The following is a 16,008-nucleotide window of genomic DNA, read 5'->3' as shown; positions in this document are numbered from 1 at the left end:
TATCGATGATGCTTCATCGACTGGGCCGCGGGCACGCGGGATGCGACCCGGCGGTCACGAGCTTGTTCACGGCGGCCTTGGGGTCGCCGCTGGTCACCAGGCTTTCACCGACGAGCACCGCGTCGGCGCCCGCTCCGGCGTAGGCCATCAGGTCGCCGGGCCCGGTCACGCCCGACTCGGCGATCTTGATCGTCTCAAAGGGTAGTCCTGGAGCGATCCGGCCGAAAACGTCTTTATCGACCTCCAGCGTGTGGAGGTTGCGCGCGTTCACGCCGATGACCGAAGCGCCCGCCTCGAGAGCGCGGTCGGCCTCCTCGGCCGTGTGCACCTCGACGAGCGCGGTCATGCCGAGCGACTCGACCCGGTCGAGCAGCGACACCAGCGCGTTCTGCTCCAGCGCCGCCACGATCAGCAGCACCAGGTCCGCACCGTGCATGCGCGCTTCGTGCACCTGGTACGGCGACACGATGAAGTCCTTGCGCAGCACGGGAACCTTCACCGCCCGGCGCACCGCGTCGAGGTCCGCGAGCGACCCCCCGAACCGCCGCTGTTCGGTCAGCACGCTGATGACCGACGCGCCACCCGCCTCGTAGGCGGACGCGAGCTCGGCCGGCTCGGGGATCTCCGCCAGCGCGCCCTTGGAGGGGCTGCGGCGCTTGACCTCGGCGATGACGCCCACGTTCGGACCGCGCAGCACTGACATCACGTCGAGCGGCGGGGCTGTCCTGGCCGCGCGCTCCTTGACGACGTCGAAGGACAACTGAGCCTCGCGAGCGGCGAGATCCTCACGCACACCTTCGAGGATCGACTCGAGAACCGTCACAGTCTTGCTCCCCTTCCCGCTATGGGGATGCTAACCCCGGCGGAGTAACGCCCCAGCCACCGGGGGTTCGGTGTCCACGCAGCTAGCCGAGGTTGTGCACGTGCCACATGCGTGAACGCGTATGGATGATCTTCACTCGTCCGAGGAAGGCCCGCCGGGGGTCTTATCGTCGGTCGGATCATCTCCGCGCTCCAGCGCGCGCCACAGGTCGGCCTCCGGATCGTGCGCGCGGGTCTTCTGCCCGCCCACCCCGATCTTCGGCATCCGGCCCCCGAGCGCTACCTGAAGCACGCCGGAGGCCACCACGAGCACACCACCGGCGATCGCGAGCCAGTGGCCGTTGAACGCCGCCGCGACGCCCACGACGACCAGCAACCCGCCGAGAACCCGGCGCGCCACGCCGCTGAGCGCCACCGCCGCCGCGACGGAGGCCAGGCTCAGCAGCGCCAGCGGCACGGAACCCGCACCCCAGAAGGCACCCGCCGCACCCACGAGCAGGAGTGCGGCGATCCACAGTGGACTAGCTTTCAACTGCGGGCCGCATCGTCTGGGCCGTGGCGATCGCGGCCAGCACCGCGCCCGCCTTGTTCAGGCACTCGTTGTCCTCGGCCAGCGGGTCCGAGTCGGCCACGATGCCGCCTCCGGCCTGCACGTAGGCCACCCCATCGCGCACGAGAGCGGTGCGAATGGCGATGGCGGTGTCCGCGTCCCCGGCGAAGTCGAAGTAGCCCACAACGCCGCCGTAGAGGCCACGACGGGTGGGTTCCAGCTCCTCGATGAGCTCCATCGCGCGCGGCTTCGGCGCACCCGACAGCGTGCCGGCCGGGAAGCAGGCCGCGACCGCGTCGTAGGCGGTCTTGCCCTCGGCCAGCTCACCGGTCACGGTCGACACGATGTGCATGACGTGGCTGTACCGCTCGACCTTGAAGAAGTCGACGACGTGCACCGAACCCGGCTTGCAGACGCGGCCCAGGTCGTTGCGGCCGAGGTCGACGAGCATCAGGTGCTCGGCGCGTTCCTTGTGGTCGGCGAGGAGGTCCTTCTCCAGCAGCGCGTCCTCCTCCGGGTCCTCGCTGCGCCAGCGGGTGCCCGCGATCGGGTGCGTGGTCGCCTTGCCGTCGCGCACCGTGACCAGCGACTCGGGGCTGGAGCCCACGATGTCGAAGCCGTCGAGGCGCAGCAGGTACATGTACGGGCTGGGGTTGGTCGCGCGCAGCACCCGGTAGACGTCGAGCGCGTCGGCGTCCGTCTCGATCTCGAACCGCTGCGACACGACGACCTGGAACGCCTCGCCCGCCCGGATGGCCTCCTTGGCCTTCTCGACGGCCGCGAAGTGCTCCGCCTGCGAGCGCCGGCGCCGGAACTCGGGCTTCGGCCGCGAGAACACGGCGGCGGTCGGCGGCGCGGGCGTGTGCAGCGCGACGGTCATCTCGTCGAGGCGCCGCACCGCGTCGTCGTACGCGGCGTCCACGCGTTCCGGCGAGTCGTCCCAGTTGATCGCGTTGGCGATGAGCGTGACGGTGCCCTCGTGGTGGTCGAGCGCGGCCAGGTCGGTCGCGAGCAGCATGACCAGCTCGGGGATCTGCAGATCGTCCTCGGCGATGACCGGCAGCCGCTCCAGCCGCCGCACCGCGTCGTACCCGATGTAGCCGACCATGCCACCGGTCAGCGGCGGGAGACCGGGCAACGGGTCGGTGCGCAGCACCTCGATGGTCTCGCGCAGCGCCTGCAACGGGTCGCCGCCGTCCGGCAGGCCGACGGGCCGCGTGCCCGTCCAGTACGCCTCACCACCGGTCGCCGTCAGCGCCGCCGACGAGCGCACGCCGATGAACGACCAGCGCGACCACGACCGCCCGTTCTCCGCCGACTCGAACAGGAACGTGCCGGGCCGGTCCGCGGCCAGCTTGCGGTAGAGACCGACCGGCGTCTCCGCGTCCGCCAGCAACCTGCGCACCACCGGAATCACCCGGCGGTTGACGGCCAGCTCGCGGAAGTCCTCGCGCGTTGGGCTCACGGCCCCCAGACCAGCGGCGGCCACAGCCCCGATGACGCTCACCATGAGGACAATTGTTGCATAAATTCAACATCTGTTGAACTATGACCCTTGTGGAGCAAGTGAACCAGAAACGTCGTGGCCGCCGAGCCGCGGGCGAGGACACCAGGGCCGCGCTGATCGCCGCGGCACGCGAGACCTTCGTCGAGAAGGGTTACGACGGCGCGACGGTCCGCGCGATCGCCGCCAGGGCGGGCGTGGACGCCGCCATGGTCAACCACTGGTTCGGCGGCAAGGAGGGCCTGTTCGCCCAGGCCGTGCTGCAGCTCCCGTTCGACCCGTCCGAGATCCTCAAACGCCTCGTCGACGGCCCGGTGGAGCAGGCGGGCGAGCGCATCATCCGCAACTTCGTGACCATCTGGGACGCGACCGGCGGCGGCACGTTCGCCGCCCTGATCCGCAGCGTCACGAGCCACCAGGAGGTCGCGAACGCGCTGAAGTCGTTCTTCGTCAACGCGATCTTCAAGAACCTGCTGACCGAGATCGGCGCCGAGCAGCGCGAACTGCGCGCCACGTTGTGCGCGACCCAGATGGTCGGGCTCGGGATCGTCCGGTACGTCGTCCACTTCGAGCCGCTTGCCTCGGCGGACCTCGACACGGTGGTCAGGGCGATCGCGCCGAACATGCAGCGCTACCTCACCGGCGACCTGACCTAAGGCGCGAGCAGCACCGTCGCGTCGAAGCACGTGCGGTCACCCGTGTGGCAGGCCGCGCCCACCTGGTCGACGGTGAGCAGCAACGTGTCGCCGTCGCAGTCGAGCCGCACCTCGTGCACGTACTGCGTGTGCCCGGACGTCTCGCCCTTCACCCACAGCTGCTGCCGGCTGCGCGAGTAGTAGGTGGCGCGGCGGGTGGTCAATGTGCGGTGCAGCGCCTCGTCGTCCATCCACGCCACCATCAGCACCTCACCGGTGCCGCGCTGCTGGACCACGGCGCAGACCAGGCCGTCCGCCGTGCGCTTGAGCCGGGCGGAGACGGCGGGATCGAGGGGGCTGCTCAACGGGATCCTCCCAGGTGTTCGCGAGCGGGTCCGGTGTTGAGCAGGACCACTCCGTAGATGTGCACGGCGGACAGCACGCCGGACGCGACGCGCGCCCACGACGGGCCGTCGGCCAGGACGATCACGAGGTGCAGCAGTGCGACGAGGATGAACACGACCATCGCCGGGTAGTGCATGAACCGCAGCCGCAACAACAACGCCGCCGCGACGGGAAGTTCGAGGACGGCGACGAACGACGGCAGCTTCAGCACGGCAGCGTCCCCGGTCGCGTGCCACAGCACGAGTCCCACCGCGAAGAACACCACTGCTCCACCGAGCGCGACCGCCGAGGCCACCCGCACCTCGACCGGTGTCATCGCACCACGACGCCCGCCTGGCGCAGGCCGTCCTTGACCTCGCCGATGCGCAGCTGCCCGAAGTGGAACACGCTGGCCGCGAGCACGGCGTCGGCACCGGCCGCGACCGCGGGCGGGAAGTGGTCGACCGCGCCCGCGCCACCGCTGGCGATCAGCGGCACGTCGACCTCGCGGCGGACCAGCTCGATCAGTTCGAGGTCGAACCCGGCCTTGGTGCCGTCGGCGTCCATCGAGTTCAGCAGGATCTCGCCGACGCCCAGCTCCTGACCGCGCGCCGCCCACTCCACGGCGTCGATGCCGGTGCCGGTGCGGCCGCCGTGCGTGGTGACCTCGAAGCCCGTGCCGCCGGGCACGCGCCGCGCGTCCACGGACAGCACGATGCACTGCGCGCCGTACCGCTCCGAGCACTCGCGCAGCAGCTCAGGCCGGGCGATGGCGGCGGTGTTGAGGCTGACCTTGTCCGCGCCCGCGCGGAGCAGCCTGTTCACGTCCTCGGGGCTGCGCACGCCGCCGCCGACCGTGAGCGGGATGAACACCTGCTCGGCCGTGCGCCGGACGACGTCGTACGTCGTCTCCCGGTCGCCGCTGGACGCCGTCACGTCGAGGAACGTCAGCTCGTCGGCGCCCTCGGCGTCGTACGCCCTGGCCAGCTCGACGGGATCGCCCGCGTCGACGAGGTTGGTGAAGTTGACGCCCTTCACCACCCGGCCCCGGTCGACGTCGAGACAGGGGATGACGCGAACAGCCACTGACATGCGCGAAAGCCTACAAGCCGGCCTGCCGGGACTACGCTGCGACACCATGATCACCGAACTGGGCCGCGGCGAGTACCTGCTGCTGACGACGTTCCGCAAGGACGGCACCCCGGTGCCCACGCCGGTCTGGGTCGCCCCCGGCGACACCGACGACGTGATCTACGCCTGGAGCGCCAAGGAGACCGGCAAGGTCAAGCGGATCCGCCGCAGCGGTGACGTGGAAGTCGGGCCGTGCGACTTCCGCGGCAACCCCAAGGGCGAGTCGGTGAAGGCGCGCGCGAGGCTGCTCGACGACAACGCGAGCGACGACGTCCGTGCGCGGATCGTGAAGAAGTACGGCTTCATGGGCTGGTTGACCATGACGGGCAGCAGGCTGCGCCGCGGCCGCACGGGCACCATCGGCATCGAGATCACGCCGGCGTCAACCTGAGGTTGACCCGCACCTGATCGTCAACCTAAAGTTGACGCATGATCCAGTTGACCGACCTCATCGTCGCGGTGGCGAGGGAGGCCGACGAGGCGCTGCCCCGGCTCGCGAAGGCGGTCGAGATGAGCGGTCAGCTCAACGAGCTCGGCGACCACCTCATCGGCCACTTCGTCGACGAGGCACGGCGCGGCGGCGCGAGCTGGTCGGAGATCGGCGAGAGCCTGGGCGTCTCGAAGCAGGCCGCGCAGAAGCGGTTCGTGCCCAAGGAGTCGCCGGAGCTCACCAAGCCGTCGATGGAGCGCTACACCCAGCGCTCCCGCCGGGTCATCGCGCTGGCCCGGCACCACGCGCGGTTCAGCGAGCGCATCGGCACCGAACACCTGTTGCTCGGCCTGCTGGACGAGTCCGGCGGCCTCGCCGCGAAGACCATCGCGAAGCTGGAGTCGGGCGACGGCAGCACCCGCATCGCGGTCCTGCACCGGCTCGACCACGAGGCCAAGCAGCGTCCCGAGAAGCAGCCGTACACGACGCACTGCAAAAAGGCGCTCGAACTGGCCGTCCGCGAGGCGCTGCGGATGGGCCACATGTTCATCGGCACCGAGCACATCCTGCTCGGCGTGCTGCTCGAACAGGACGGGACCGCGGCCGGCGTGCTGCACTCCACCGGAGTCACGCACGCGGCCGCGGCCGCTCACGTCGAGAAGGTGGTCAACGGACCGCAGCGAGTGCTTCCGGGAGCGTGAAAGCACCGGCGTACAGGGCCTTGCCGATGATCGAGCCCTCCACGCCGTCGCGCGACAGCTTCGCCAGTGCGACCAGGTCGTCCACAGTGGACACACCGCCGGACGCGATCACGTGGGCGTCGGTGCGGGCGCAGACCTCGCTCAGCAGCTCCAGGTTCGGGCCCGTGAGCGTGCCGTCCTTCGACACGTCCGTCACGACGTAACGCGCGCAGCCGTCGCGGTCGAGCCGGTCGAGGACCTCCCAGAGGTCACCACCGTCCGACGTCCAGCCGCGGCCCTTCACCCGGTGGCCCTGCTCGGTGATGCGGACGTCCAGGCCCACGGCGATCTTCTCGCCGTGCGCCGCGATCGCCTTCGCGCACCACTCCGGGTCCTCCAGCGCGGCCGTGCCCAGGTTCACGCGGGCGCATCCGGTGGCCAGCGCGGCCTCCAGCGACGCGTCGTCGCGGATGCCGCCGGACAGCTCGACCCGCACGTCCAGCTCGCCGACGACGCGGGCGATCAGCTCGCGGTTCGAGCCGCGGCCGAACGCCGCGTCGAGGTCGACCAGATGAATCCACTCAGCCCCGTCGCGCTGCCACTGCAGCGCCGCGTCGAGCGGCTCGCCGTAGTTCGTCTCGGTACCGGCTTCGCCCTGCACGAGGCGGACGGCCTTGCCATCAGCCACGTCAACAGCGGGGAGGAGTGTGAACGTCACCCGCTCAGCCTAGCGTCCCCCAGCACGAGCGCGGCCACGCGCTCCTGGGCGTCCGCGGTGCGCGCGAAACCGGGCGCGACCGGCGTGACCAGGAACCCGGCGAACCGCGGGTGCTGCTGCGCGAGCGCGAGGTGCAGGTACTGCCTGCTCGCCAGATCGACGTCCGTCCGGTCCGCGCACGACCTCGCCGGTAGCAGGAAGAGCTCCTTGCCCGGTGCGCGTCGCTCCAGCTCGGTCATCGTGGCTTCGATCTCGTCGTAACCACCGCAGTGGTCGACGAACCCGGCCCAGTCGGCCTCGGGCGGCACCGCGAACGTGTCGTCGATCGCGGAAGCGGCCGCGGCGAACAGGATCTTCTTGCCGGGGAACCGCTTCCTCATCTCGCGTGCGGTGCCCGCGTCGGAGACCACGAAACCGTCGGCACCCCGCTGCTCCGCGCCCGCCTCGACCAGGATGAGGTTGCTGTGCCCGCGCACGTCCTGGGCACGGGCGCCGAGGTAGCCGTAGTAGCGCAGCGCGGAACCGGGCGGCTTGCGCAGGTCGTCGGAGTCGAGCGCGGCGATCCGCAGGTCGTCGACCAGGCTCGCGGCCGTGGGGCTGCCCGCACCCAGGTAGACCCACAGCCTGCCGGTCGGCACCGCGGTGCCGAGCGTGATCTTCCGGTGCTCCCCGTTGACGGTGAGGTCGAGCGCGGTGCCGACGATCTTCAGCGTGACGCCGAACGTGGCACGCGGCGTGACCGACGAGCGGACCACCGGCCGGCCCGGCTGCGAGATCTCCACGTTCCCGTTGGGGCGCAACCGGAACCCGAGATCAATGTCCTGGTTGGACGGGTCGCCGGTGCTGTTCGCCGACCGGGCGAGCACGATCGACGACCACCCGTCCGCGGCCGGGGTGAGCTTCACCGAGAGCGTCGAACCGGTGGAGGGCGCGTCGAGGCGCACGGCCGTCCCGGTGCCGCGCAACGACAGCACCCCGGGCTGCCTCGGGTCGTTGACGTGCGCGGACTCGCCCGCGACCAGGCTGTACGTGACGGCACCGGTGCCCTGGCGCTGCTTGAGGTTGTCGTTCAGGCCGTGCGTCAGCTCCGTGTGGACGGCACCGTCGAAGTTGTCCTGGAACGACGCCGGTGCGGCGTCCGCCGCACCGGGCACGGCAGTCAGCGCGGCTACCGTCAGCAGTCGGATGATCACGACAAGGTAGTCAACCAGTTCCGCAGCAGCTGCGCTCCGGCGTCACCCGATTTCTCCGGGTGGAACTGGGTCGCGGACAACGGGCCGTTCTCGACCGCCGCGACGAACTCGTCACCGGCGTGGTCGGCCCACGTGACCAGCGGCGCCTTGATGTGGTCGGCCGGCTCCAGCTCCCACTTGCGCACGCCGTAGGAGTGCACGAAGTAGAACCGGGTGTCCTCGTCGAGGCCCGCGAAGAGCTGCGAGCCCTCCGGCGTGCGGACGGTGTTCCAGCCCATGTGCGGCACGATCGGCGCTTCGAGCCGCTCGACCGTGCCGGGCCACTCGCCGCAGCCCTCGGTCAGCACGCCGTGCTCGATGCCCCGCTCGAACAGGATCTGCATGCCCACGCAGATGCCGAGCACGGGACGGCCGCCCGCGAGGCGCTCGCCGATGATCCGGGCGCCGCGCACCGAGTTCAGGCCCTCCATGCACGCGGCGTAGGCGCCGACACCGGGGACGACCAGGCCATCGGCCTCGCGCGCCGCCTTCGGGTCCGCCGTCACCTCGACATGGGCGCCGACCCGCTGAAGCGCGCGCTCGGCCGAGCGCAGGTTGCCGGAGCCATAGTCAAGTACGACGACACGTGCCACGACCACCAGGTTAGTCGGTGGGGGCGGCACCCTGCGTAACCGGGATGACCGGCAGCACGGTGTTGATCGGCTTGCGGCCGACCGAACCCTTCCGCACGACCCCGGCCAGACCGAAGAAGGACAGCATCAGCACCACCACGACGAACTTCACCCACTCAGGCGTGGACAGCGCGAACAGGACGACCACCGCCACGAGGCAGAACAGGAGCTGCGCGCGCCCGACCCACGACGGCAGCCCCGGTGCGGGGAGCGTCCGCAGCCACTGGTCCGCCCGGCCCTGCTCCACGAGCCCGACGACCTGGGCCACATCCGGCAGTCCGAGCGCGGCGAACAGCCTCGGCACCACTCCGGCACCGTCCTGGTGGGCACGCAGCAGATCCGCCACCGCGTTCAGGTCGGCCTGCGGCACGGCCGCCGCGAACCGTTCGGCGTAGGTGGCCTGTGCGGTGGCCCGGTCGCGGAAGTCGGAGAACTTGCCGAACACGCGCTGGTACCACCGGCCGACGGGTCCGTGCTGGTTCGCCTCGGTGCTGAGCTGCTGCACCTGAGCCGCCGAACCCCAGGACCACCCGCGCGAGATCCGCGCGACCTCCGGGTAGACGATCGCGGAGCTGGAGTTCCAGACCGCCGCCACCGCACGGGTGCCCGCGATCCGGCACGCCCTCGCCACCGCGCCCAGCACGTCGAGCTGCCTGGACCGCGGGGAGAACAGCAGCACCGTGCCGGACTGCACCGGGATGAGCGCCGCTGGGCCGATGCTGGCGTCGTGCATGGACTTCTGCAGCTCGGCGGCGTTCAACGGGGTCCAGATCAACATTCTCACGCGCGACATCATCCCCCGTCGGCCGGACGGCTTCGGGCAGACATGCCAAGGACACCGCTCTCCTGCGGCTCAAGTCCATCCGGGAAAGTGCGCACGACCAGGCATCGGGCCTGCTCGTGCGCCGATTCACCCTCAAACGGCGCGAGAAGGCGCGCCGGTCCAGTCATCCCCCATGACTGCGAACATGTTTCTTCACCCCCTGAAGAAACTCCGCACAGCGCTCCCCAGCCCGACCACGTCGAGATCATGTGCAGCGTCGTGATCCTCCGCCGTGCCGTAGTTGCGGAGCTCTGCGTGTCGTTTGACGCCTATACAACGCACACGGTGCGGGATTGGTTGCAACGCTTCGGAAATCAGATGGGCCGAAGTTCCCTCGAGGTACGGCTCGACCACCATGACGTCGGCGTGGTCGGTCTCCCGCACCGCCGCGAGCAGTCCGTCCGAGTCGAACGGTCGGACCGTGGCCGCGTACAACACCGTGACGTCGGCGTTCTCCGAGTCGACCGCCTTCAGCACCCGGTCGAGCATCGGTCCGACGGCGAGCACCACACCGCGTTTTCCGTGACGCAGCGCGGTGAATCCCTCACCCACCGGATACGCCTGCGCGTTCTCGTGCAGCGAAAGCCTGATGTAGACCCGGTTCTCGTCCTTGAGCGCCTGCCGGAGCAGTGGCGTCACCTCGTCCGGATGACCGGGCACGTGCACGGTCCAGCCGGGCAGCGTGTCGAACAACGCCACGTCACCCGGTGACTGGTGCGTGCGTCCCCACGCCGGGTCGTCATAGGACGCGCCGATGCTCACGAACACCGCTCCGACGTCCTGATGGCCGATATCGAGCTTGATCTGCTCGTACGGCCGTTCAACGAGAAACGGCGCGTAGCTGTGCACCACCGGCCGTAGCCCGGCCAACGCCAGACCGCCCGCCACGCCGACCATGGTCTGCTCGCGGATCCCCACGTCCACCACGCGTTCGCGGTCCTGAGGGAACTCGTTGCTGGAGATCACCGCGGTGACCACGGCGACCCGCGGGTCGTTGTCCAGCTCCTCGTTGACGGTCTTGATGAACGCCTGGCGCATCGTCGTCATCAGCGGTCCTTCTCGATCTTGGCGACCACCGCGTACGGGCGGTCGTGCGGCGCGGTCAGTGCGGTGTGGATGGCCTCGTGGTCACGGCCGTCGATCTCGGCGGTCTGCCAGCCCTCGACGGCGAACCGCCGCGCGATGCCTCCGGGCCACCCGTACGTGGCCGACCGGTTGTCGATCACGATCGCGGTGAGGTTCGCGACGTTCAGCCGAGCCGCCACCGCGATCGCCTCGTGGTTGCTGCCCTCGTCCAGCTCACCGTCGCCGACCAGCACGAACGTCCGCCCCGGGCTACGACGGATCCGCTGCCCGATCGCCGTGCCCACCGCGATCGGCAGCCCGTGCCCGAGCGAACCGCTGCTGATCTCCACGCCCCTGACGAGCACCCGGTCGGGGTGCTGGCCGAGCGGGCTGTCCCACGACGTCCAATCATCCAAAGTGGACTCGTCGATGAACCCCTTCTCCGCCAGGACCGCGTAGTACGCCATCGGCCCGTGCCCCTTGGAGAGCAGGAACCGGTCGCGGTCGGGGTCGTCGGCGGTGGCGGGCGTGACGTTGAGAACGCGGTCGTAGAGGACCCAGAGCACGTCGATCGTGGAGGCCGCCGCCCACTCGTGCTTCTCGTCCCCGGTCATCCTGGCGAAGAGCTCCGGTATCCGTTGCATGCCACCAACTGTTCAACCTCGACCATGCTGGAGGTCAAGCGGCTACCATGATCGGGTGAGCAAGTTGCCGGAAATGCTGACCATCGGCCAGGTCGCCGAGCGCAGCGGCGTCCCCCACACCGCGCTGCGCTTCTACGAGGACCGCGGCCTCATCGCGTCCGTCCGCACCGCGGGCAACCAGCGCCGCTACCAGCGCTCGGTGCTGCGCCGCCTGGCCTTCATCCGCACCGCGCAGCGCGTGGGCCTCACCCTGGAGGACGTCCGCGACGCGCTCGCCCAGCTGCCGGACAACCGCACGCCGACCAAGTCCGACTGGGAACGCCTCTCCCGCTCCTGGAAGACCGAGCTCGACGCCCGCATCGACGCCCTGTACCGGTTGCGCGACCGGCTGACCGGCTGCATCGGGTGCGGCTGCCTGTCGCTGCGCAGCTGCGCCCTGCAGAACATCGACGACGAGCAGGCGTCAAACGGCCCCGGCGCGCCCCGCCTCAAGCCCGTCCTCGAAGGCGGCACCCGTTAGCCACTCCCGCAAGGCCGTGAGATAGCCGTCGGGCTCGTCGACGTGCAGCATGTGCCCCGCCTCCTCCAGCACGACGGCACGGGCCCGCGGGATCAGCGCCAGCGTCGGCTCCACCAGGCCGACCGGGAACGTCATGTCCTGCCGTCCGTGCAGCAGGAGCACCGGAATGCCCAGCTCCGCGATCCGTTGCGCCGCATCGGGAGCCGCACCGGGGCAAGGGTGCCGGCGAGGAACGGCCGCACCCACTCGGCACCGAACCGGACCTCCTCCAGCCGCCGCAGGTAGCCGGGCATCGCCTCGGCACGCCAGATGTTGGCGGGCGCGGCCGCGAACGCCTCCGCCCGCACGCACTCCTCCGGCGACAGGTCCTGCCGCTGCCAGGGATCTTCCTGACGCGCCAGGACCGCGTCCCGTTCGGCCCACCCGGCGAAGGCGTCCGGCGGCACCGGCAGCACACTGCTGCCCGAGACGATCAGGCTGCGCACGCGTTCCGGATGGCTGATCGCGAACCGCTGCGCCACCGTCCCGCCGTACGAGTGCCCGAGCACGTCCGCGCGCTCGACGCCGAACGCGTCCAGCACCCGCACCAGATCCCGCACCACGCCGTCGGGGTGGTACTCCCGCACCCGTTCCGACCTGCCGCACCCGCGCAGGTCCGGCAGGAGCAGCCGGCGGTCCAGGCACTCCAGCGGGTCGCGCAGATAGCTGTGGTCCCAGTCGGGCCCGCCGTGGATCGCGAGCAACGTCCGCTCGTCGCTCCCCTCCCGCCACGCCACGAAGATCTCGGCCTCACCCGGCACCCGCCGCTCCCGCCACACGAGGTCCATCGAACCGCAAAACCGGTGGACGCGCCGTGGTTTCCTATGGGCGATGGAAGAAGACAGAATGATCCGCCTCTCCAAGCGGATGTCCAAGGCGCTGCGGCACCGGCCGGAGCGCGTCGGCCTCACCCTCGACCCCGCGGGCTGGGTGCCGGTGACCGACCTGCTGACCGCTCTCGGCATCACCGAGGCGGAGCTGCGCGAGGTCGTCGACCGGAACGACAAGAAGCGCTTCACGATCGACGGCGACCGCATCCGCGCCAACCAGGGCCACAGCGTCGAGGTGGACCTCGGCCTGCCTGCCGCGATCCCGCCGGACACGTTGTTCCACGGCACGGTCGCGCGGTTCCTCGACGACATCATGCGCGACGGCCTGCGCCCCATGTCACGCCACGACGTGCACCTCTCGCCGGACCGGGAGACGGCGCGCCGGGTGGGTGCGCGTCGCGGGCGGCCGGTGATCCTCGCGGTGGACGCCAAGGCGATGAGCGATGCCGGGCACGAGTTCCGGCTGAGCGCCAACGGGGTCTGGTTGACCGGCCACGTGCCGGCCCGCTACCTGGGCGCGTCGTGAAAAAGATCGTCGAGGCCGGCTACGACGCGATGGCCGAGCAGGGCTTCGACAACCGCCTCGACGACAACGCCGAGACCTGGCTCGGCGTCGAGATGTTCTCCGGCAGCAACACCCCCGAGAAGAACCGCGACCACCTGGAGATCGTCACCGACGACCTCGTGACCATGCACGAGCCGGACCCGGCCACGTTCCACCGGGTGCTCACCCGCAGGTGAGGTCCGCAGGTGGCGCCGTGCCGACGAACCGCCGCCACTCCTCGGAAGTCAGGTCACGGCCTGCGGACGCGCAGGCCGTGCGCACCCAGTCGTCCTCCGCCAGGTCCCACCGGAACAGCGGCAGGTCCGACACCGCGGTGACGACGGCCCGGTCGTCCGCGAACGCCATGCCGACGCGGCCGAACCGGTCGTGTTCGCCGACGACCGGCACCTGGCCGACCGGCTCGCCGCTCACCAGGTCCGTCACCACCAGCACGTAGTCGCGGCGCAGCTGCGTGACCAGCGTCGTGCCGGGGTTCACCGCGATCCCCGGCAGGTAGCGCGGATCGCGGGGAATCGTGCGCCGCAACGAGGTGCCGGCCGCGTCCCACACCTCGATCGACGCCGCCCGCTGCACCACCAGGCTGTCGGACGTGAACGCCACCGCCGAGGCCCCGCCGGGGAGTTCACGCCGCGTGCCGCCGACGGTGTCGACGAGCACCACCGAGTCCGCGGTGGCGACGGCGGCCCTCGACGCGTCGGCGCTCACCGCCGCGGACGGCGAACCCTGCCGCCCCAACGGGATCGTGCGCGCTGACGCCAGTGAGGGGCCTTCGAACACCTGCACGTCACCGAGCTCGTTCACGGTGACGAGCCGCTGCTCGTCCGGGGCCACGCCCATCGCGAGCACGCGCTCGCCGAGCACGTCTCCCTGCCACCGCACGGACTTCCGCACGCCGTCGCGCACGTCCCAGGTCTCGCCGATGCCCTCCGGAGAGGTCACGACGAACACCTTGTCACCGGCCGAGTTCCACACCACCGGGCCGAAGGCGCTGGGCTGGCCGACGGACTCCTCGGACGACCCCACCGCCACCGCGGAACCCGCCGCCACCGCGAACTTCCCGTGCGACGACGAGACCCACGGCGCCGGGCAGGCGTTGCACGACAGGGGAACGCGCGTGGGCAGCGGCGCACCGAGGCGCGTGTTGCGGGTCAGGTCCCACAGCACCAGGCGGTCGTGCGTCGACGAGACCAGGTGGTCGTTGTCGCCCAGGAACTCCACGAACGACGTCTCGCTGTTGCCGTCCAGCCGCAGCCGCTCTCCCGCGGCCGGGCCGGTCGTGTCGTAGACGTGGATCGAGCCGGTGTCCGCGACGGCCATGCGCGTGCCGTTGCCGGCGATCGCCACGGCCGCCGGGTCGGCCCTGCCGTCGGACAGCAGGAAGTCCTGGGTGTCGAAGCCGAACGCGGGCTGGGTCGTGCGCCAGACCTTGCTCGTGCCCTTCATCGAGTAGCCGAAGTAGTCGCCGTTGCGCGAGAGGCCGACCGAGAAGCCGCCGGCGGGCACCGCGTTGCCCGCCGCGGTCGCCTTGACGTCCAACGTCGAGGGCGCCCGGCGGACCCAGTCGAAGAACGACACCTCCAGCAGCGTGTCCTCGTTCGGCAGCCTCAGCAGGTACACCGGGAAGCTCGTGTCGTCGCGCTCGATCCGCTCACCGGTCTCTCCATCGTGGACGATCCGGTGGGCGCGGGTGCGGCCGTCGGCGTCGGTGTCCTCCCGGACCGTGCTGTACACGGCGGTGAACCGGCCCGATGGCGACACCGCGACCAGACCGTCCTTGAGATCCGGGGTGCCGAACCGTTGCGTGGCGCCCGAACCCACCTCCCAGCGCAACGCCGACCCCGCGCTGAAGGCCGCGACCACCCCACCGTTCGCGCTCGTCGCCACCGCCGTCACCGGGCGCACGCCGACCCGTTGCTCGGCACGTCTGCCCGAAGCCAGCTCCACCCGGACCACGCGGCCGTCCTCGGTGCCCGCGACCGCGATCTTGCCGTCCGCGGACGACGCCAGCGCGGACACCTCACCACCGACCGGCACGTACCGGTCGAGCTGCGGGCCGGCCGTCAACGACGAGAACAGCGCGGCACGGGTCTGCGCGTTCGGCTCGACTCGGTACGCCTGCGCCGCGAGCACCTGGCTCAACGCGAGGTCGGTCCGCAGGTTCGCCACGGCGGCCGACGCGAGGCCGCGCGCAGTAGCGGCACGGGCCTGTGCCACCGCCGAACCGCGCTGCCCCACCGCGACCAGCCCGATGGCCAGCAGCGCAACGGTGAGCAGCACCAGACTCGCCCGCACCAGTCGCACGGTCAGGCGGTGCTGCCGGACGTGCTCGCCGACGAGATCGTCCTCGGGGACCTCGCGCACCGCACTCGCGATGGCGGCCACGGCCTCGCGCAGCCGCGGGTTCGCGTCGTCGACCGGTCCGGCCGAGCGCAGGTCGACCCAGCGCGGGTCCTCGCCCAGCGCCCTGCGCACCGCGGCCGGCACCGACCGCGCGTACTCGCCGGACGTCAGCACGACGAGGATCCGCCGCGCGGACCGGTGTTCCAGCCACCACGCCAGCTCGCGCCCGACCCGCTCCGACGCCGCCGCTTCCGGCGAGGCCAGCAGGACCAGCCAGCGCGACCGGCCGAGCGCCCGTTCGATCGACGCCCGTTCGCCGGCGCCGTCGAGGAACACCCGTGCGGCGCGCAGCCGGTACCAGGGCTTGGCGAACCGCTGCACGCCGCGCCGCAGCACCTCGGCGAGCCTGCCGTCCGCAGCCGGGCTGTACGAGAGGAACGCGTCGTGGTCAGGCTCGCTCACGG

The 16,008-nt window shown here is 70.9% G+C and carries 21 protein-coding genes; 6 read left to right on the top strand and 15 right to left on the bottom strand.

The genetic code is table 11. The features are described from left to right. Window positions 1-13: 13 nt before the first annotated feature. The 3 genes from trpC to ACWEIJ_RS18270 form a co-directional block, all read right to left on the bottom strand. A complete protein-coding gene (trpC, locus tag ACWEIJ_RS18280; protein WP_449838344.1) occupies window positions 14-823 on the bottom strand; it encodes an indole-3-glycerol phosphate synthase TrpC in 810 nt (269 codons plus the stop codon). Between the two features lie 132 nt (window positions 824-955). Then, a complete protein-coding gene (locus ACWEIJ_RS18275) occupies window positions 956-1,354 on the bottom strand; it encodes a Trp biosynthesis-associated membrane protein (RefSeq protein WP_449838343.1) in 399 nt (132 codons plus the stop codon). Beyond that, on the bottom strand, window positions 1,344-2,882 hold the full coding sequence (locus ACWEIJ_RS18270; RefSeq protein ID WP_449838342.1) for an anthranilate synthase component I: 1,539 nt from the start codon (window positions 2,880-2,882) through the stop codon (window positions 1,344-1,346). The genes ACWEIJ_RS18275 and ACWEIJ_RS18270 overlap by 11 nt, the downstream gene beginning before the upstream one ends. Window positions 2,883-2,920: 38 nt before the next feature. Between ACWEIJ_RS18270 and ACWEIJ_RS18265 the strand changes: the two genes are divergently transcribed. Next, window positions 2,921-3,532, top strand: a complete 612-nt coding sequence (locus tag ACWEIJ_RS18265) for a TetR/AcrR family transcriptional regulator (RefSeq protein ID WP_449838341.1) — start codon at window positions 2,921-2,923, stop codon at window positions 3,530-3,532. Here ACWEIJ_RS18265 and hisI read toward each other — a convergent pair. The 3 genes from hisI to hisF are packed head-to-tail and all read right to left on the bottom strand — an operon-like array spanning window position 3,529 to window position 4,987. Continuing rightward, a complete protein-coding gene (gene hisI, locus ACWEIJ_RS18260; protein ID WP_449838340.1) occupies window positions 3,529-3,876 on the bottom strand; it encodes a phosphoribosyl-AMP cyclohydrolase in 348 nt (115 codons plus the stop codon). The two genes, ACWEIJ_RS18265 and hisI, sit on opposite strands and share 4 nt — an antisense overlap. After that, window positions 3,873-4,232 carry a hypothetical protein gene (locus ACWEIJ_RS18255; protein ID WP_449838339.1) on the bottom strand — a complete coding sequence of 120 codons (360 nt, stop codon included), beginning with the start codon at window positions 4,230-4,232 and terminating at the stop codon, window positions 3,873-3,875. Before ACWEIJ_RS18255 ends, hisI begins: the two co-directional genes overlap by 4 nt. Continuing rightward, entirely contained in the window at window positions 4,229-4,987 is a 759-nt protein-coding gene (gene hisF, locus ACWEIJ_RS18250; protein WP_449838338.1) for an imidazole glycerol phosphate synthase subunit HisF, read from the bottom strand. Before hisF ends, ACWEIJ_RS18255 begins: the two co-directional genes overlap by 4 nt. 46 nt (window positions 4,988-5,033) lie before the next feature. Here hisF and ACWEIJ_RS18245 point away from each other — a divergent pair, with 46 nt between their 5' ends. Then, the gene (locus tag ACWEIJ_RS18245; RefSeq protein ID WP_449838337.1) at window positions 5,034-5,417 is read left to right on the top strand and encodes a PPOX class F420-dependent oxidoreductase; all 384 of its coding nucleotides are present in this window, start codon (window positions 5,034-5,036) and stop codon (window positions 5,415-5,417) included. A gap of 38 nt (window positions 5,418-5,455) precedes the next feature. After that, on the top strand, window positions 5,456-6,157 hold the full coding sequence (locus tag ACWEIJ_RS18240; RefSeq protein WP_449838336.1) for a Clp protease N-terminal domain-containing protein: 702 nt from the start codon (window positions 5,456-5,458) through the stop codon (window positions 6,155-6,157). Here the strand turns inward: ACWEIJ_RS18240 and priA are convergent. The 6 genes from priA to ACWEIJ_RS18210 all read right to left on the bottom strand — a co-directional run bounded on the left by priA (window position 6,123) and on the right by ACWEIJ_RS18210 (window position 11,250). Continuing rightward, window positions 6,123-6,854 carry a bifunctional 1-(5-phosphoribosyl)-5-((5-phosphoribosylamino)methylideneamino)imidazole-4-carboxamide isomerase/phosphoribosylanthranilate isomerase PriA gene (gene priA / locus ACWEIJ_RS18235; RefSeq protein WP_449838335.1) on the bottom strand — a complete coding sequence of 244 codons (732 nt, stop codon included), beginning with the start codon at window positions 6,852-6,854 and terminating at the stop codon, window positions 6,123-6,125. The two genes, ACWEIJ_RS18240 and priA, sit on opposite strands and share 35 nt — an antisense overlap. Further along, window positions 6,851-8,047, bottom strand: coding sequence for a hypothetical protein (locus ACWEIJ_RS18230; protein ID WP_449838334.1), 1,197 nt, complete (start codon window positions 8,045-8,047; stop codon window positions 6,851-6,853). Before ACWEIJ_RS18230 ends, priA begins: the two co-directional genes overlap by 4 nt. Next, window positions 8,044-8,679, bottom strand: a complete 636-nt coding sequence (hisH, locus tag ACWEIJ_RS18225; RefSeq protein ID WP_355435610.1) for an imidazole glycerol phosphate synthase subunit HisH — start codon at window positions 8,677-8,679, stop codon at window positions 8,044-8,046. Before hisH ends, ACWEIJ_RS18230 begins: the two co-directional genes overlap by 4 nt. A gap of 10 nt (window positions 8,680-8,689) precedes the next feature. Beyond that, window positions 8,690-9,502, bottom strand: coding sequence for a hypothetical protein (locus ACWEIJ_RS18220; protein ID WP_449838333.1), 813 nt, complete (start codon window positions 9,500-9,502; stop codon window positions 8,690-8,692). A 192-nt stretch (window positions 9,503-9,694) separates the two neighbouring features. After that, window positions 9,695-10,588: a transketolase family protein gene (locus ACWEIJ_RS18215; RefSeq protein WP_449838332.1), complete on the bottom strand. Its 894-nt coding sequence runs from the start codon at window positions 10,586-10,588 to the stop codon at window positions 9,695-9,697. Then, on the bottom strand, window positions 10,588-11,250 hold the full coding sequence (locus tag ACWEIJ_RS18210; RefSeq protein WP_449838331.1) for a thiamine pyrophosphate-dependent enzyme: 663 nt from the start codon (window positions 11,248-11,250) through the stop codon (window positions 10,588-10,590). Before ACWEIJ_RS18210 ends, ACWEIJ_RS18215 begins: the two co-directional genes overlap by 1 nt. Before the next feature lie 73 nt (window positions 11,251-11,323). Here ACWEIJ_RS18210 and soxR point away from each other — a divergent pair, with 73 nt between their 5' ends. Further along, window positions 11,324-11,770: a redox-sensitive transcriptional activator SoxR gene (gene soxR / locus ACWEIJ_RS18205; RefSeq protein ID WP_449838618.1), complete on the top strand. Its 447-nt coding sequence runs from the start codon at window positions 11,324-11,326 to the stop codon at window positions 11,768-11,770. Here the strand turns inward: soxR and ACWEIJ_RS18200 are convergent. Both ACWEIJ_RS18200 and ACWEIJ_RS18195 read right to left on the bottom strand, forming a co-directional pair. Then, on the bottom strand, window positions 11,714-11,905 hold the full coding sequence (locus ACWEIJ_RS18200) for an alpha/beta fold hydrolase (RefSeq protein WP_449838330.1): 192 nt from the start codon (window positions 11,903-11,905) through the stop codon (window positions 11,714-11,716). The genes soxR and ACWEIJ_RS18200 overlap by 57 nt on opposite strands. Next, complete coding sequence (locus tag ACWEIJ_RS18195; RefSeq protein WP_449838329.1) at window positions 11,902-12,597, bottom strand: alpha/beta fold hydrolase; 696 nt, start codon at window positions 12,595-12,597, stop codon at window positions 11,902-11,904. The genes ACWEIJ_RS18200 and ACWEIJ_RS18195 overlap by 4 nt, the downstream gene beginning before the upstream one ends. A gap of 43 nt (window positions 12,598-12,640) precedes the next feature. On the opposite strand from ACWEIJ_RS18195, the gene ACWEIJ_RS18190 reads away from it, so the two are divergent. Continuing rightward, window positions 12,641-13,165, top strand: coding sequence for an RNA 2'-phosphotransferase (locus ACWEIJ_RS18190; protein ID WP_449838328.1), 525 nt, complete (start codon window positions 12,641-12,643; stop codon window positions 13,163-13,165). Beyond that, window positions 13,162-13,380 carry a hypothetical protein gene (locus ACWEIJ_RS18185; protein WP_449838327.1) on the top strand — a complete coding sequence of 73 codons (219 nt, stop codon included), beginning with the start codon at window positions 13,162-13,164 and terminating at the stop codon, window positions 13,378-13,380. The genes ACWEIJ_RS18190 and ACWEIJ_RS18185 overlap by 4 nt, the downstream gene beginning before the upstream one ends. Here the strand turns inward: ACWEIJ_RS18185 and ACWEIJ_RS18180 are convergent. Beyond that, complete coding sequence (locus tag ACWEIJ_RS18180; RefSeq protein WP_449838326.1) at window positions 13,367-16,006, bottom strand: hypothetical protein; 2,640 nt, start codon at window positions 16,004-16,006, stop codon at window positions 13,367-13,369. The two genes, ACWEIJ_RS18185 and ACWEIJ_RS18180, sit on opposite strands and share 14 nt — an antisense overlap. Window positions 16,007-16,008: the final 2 nt, after the last annotated feature.

The organism is Lentzea sp. NPDC004789 (assembly GCF_053601075.1).
Note: the sequence above shows the minus strand (reverse complement) of the source record. Positions and strands in the feature narration are given on the sequence as shown.

Bases quoted from the DNA above. Each gene is read 5' to 3' on its own strand.
- hisF (WP_449838338.1), bottom strand. From the start codon at position 4,987: ATGTCAGTGGCTGTTCGCGTCATCCCCTGTCTCGACGTCGACCGGGGC.
- ACWEIJ_RS18215 (WP_449838332.1), bottom strand. From the start codon at position 10,588: ATGACGACGATGCGCCAGGCGTTCATCAAGACCGTCAACGAGGAGCTG.
- ACWEIJ_RS18265 (WP_449838341.1), top strand. From the start codon at position 2,921: ATGACCCTTGTGGAGCAAGTGAACCAGAAACGTCGTGGCCGCCGAGCC.
- ACWEIJ_RS18210 (WP_449838331.1), bottom strand. From the start codon at position 11,250: ATGCAACGGATACCGGAGCTCTTCGCCAGGATGACCGGGGACGAGAAG.
- ACWEIJ_RS18200 (WP_449838330.1), bottom strand. From the start codon at position 11,905: ATGACGTTCCCGGTCGGCCTGGTGGAGCCGACGCTGGCGCTGATCCCG.
- ACWEIJ_RS18255 (WP_449838339.1), bottom strand. From the start codon at position 4,232: ATGACACCGGTCGAGGTGCGGGTGGCCTCGGCGGTCGCGCTCGGTGGA.
- ACWEIJ_RS18240 (WP_449838336.1), top strand. From the start codon at position 5,456: ATGATCCAGTTGACCGACCTCATCGTCGCGGTGGCGAGGGAGGCCGAC.
- ACWEIJ_RS18190 (WP_449838328.1), top strand. From the start codon at position 12,641: ATGGAAGAAGACAGAATGATCCGCCTCTCCAAGCGGATGTCCAAGGCG.
- soxR (WP_449838618.1), top strand. From the start codon at position 11,324: ATGCTGACCATCGGCCAGGTCGCCGAGCGCAGCGGCGTCCCCCACACC.
- ACWEIJ_RS18270 (WP_449838342.1), bottom strand. From the start codon at position 2,882: ATGGTGAGCGTCATCGGGGCTGTGGCCGCCGCTGGTCTGGGGGCCGTG.
- ACWEIJ_RS18195 (WP_449838329.1), bottom strand. From the start codon at position 12,597: ATGGACCTCGTGTGGCGGGAGCGGCGGGTGCCGGGTGAGGCCGAGATC.
- ACWEIJ_RS18245 (WP_449838337.1), top strand. From the start codon at position 5,034: ATGATCACCGAACTGGGCCGCGGCGAGTACCTGCTGCTGACGACGTTC.